Source organism: Myroides injenensis M09-0166 (assembly GCF_000246945.1).
Classification (GTDB): domain Bacteria; phylum Bacteroidota; class Bacteroidia; order Flavobacteriales; family Flavobacteriaceae; genus Flavobacterium; species Flavobacterium injenense.
This window is the reverse complement of record NZ_BAEX01000180.1, coordinates 1-735: the sequence shown is the minus strand read 5'-3', so window position 1 is coordinate 735 and position 735 is coordinate 1. Positions and strand designations below refer to the sequence as shown.

Annotated in this window: 2 protein-coding genes; both read right to left on the bottom strand. The window is 30.5% G+C overall.

Annotated features, from left to right (window positions below; all coding sequences use genetic code 11):
- The coding region (locus RH98_RS15045) for a phage tail-like protein (RefSeq protein ID WP_010257965.1) at nucleotides 1-241 on the bottom strand (241 nt) is incomplete at its 3' end.
- Between the two features lie 43 nt (nucleotides 242-284).
- Nucleotides 285-735: hypothetical protein (locus RH98_RS15805; protein WP_010257961.1), on the bottom strand; the 451-nt coding region annotated here is incomplete at its 5' end.

Genomic DNA, 735 nt, shown 5'->3' with positions numbered 1-735 from the left:
TCGCTTCATCAACAGTTGAGTTAAAAATCAAAAGACTTTTAGTATTTTCTACACCCGTTTGTAATTTTTGTTCTTTATCAGTTAAAGCTACTCGTGGGATTAATACCCCTTTATCTGTTGCAGTAATTTCTAAAGCCGCAGCTGGATTTACTTTTTTTGTACCAATACCTACCCCAGGTTTTTGAGCAAAAGCTCCTATACTAAAAGCTATCGCTAATAATGTGATTATATTTTTTTTCATGTTTTTCTTATTAAAAGTTAAATAAAGTAAGTTAATCTATTAATTAATCCCCATTACCTGGTGCTGGCGTATTATTCGTAGTAGGTTCTTTAGTAGATACATACTCAATAATCACATCATAATCTCCTATTGGTAATGTTGAATACATTGACCCAACACCAAATTTAAATGTTAGTTTTCCACCTTCAAATTTCACATCAGTTACAGTTGACATAACTAATTGACCATCTTTCTTCAATATTTGCACACTTAATAATCTTGCAAAATCCTCTGGCTCAAAGGCAACATTAAGTTCACTATTATATGGTAAAGAAGTCGTACCAGGCGATGCAACTTTTGCTTCTTTAATTAATTTAAATACTTTCTTACCTGCTATTAATTCACCAGTCTCTGCAGCTGTATCTTTAACAACTTTAACAGTAGTAATTTCTTTAATTTTATCAACAACTTTAGGATTATTAGTTATTTCATTAATAACATTTTGAGAAATATCT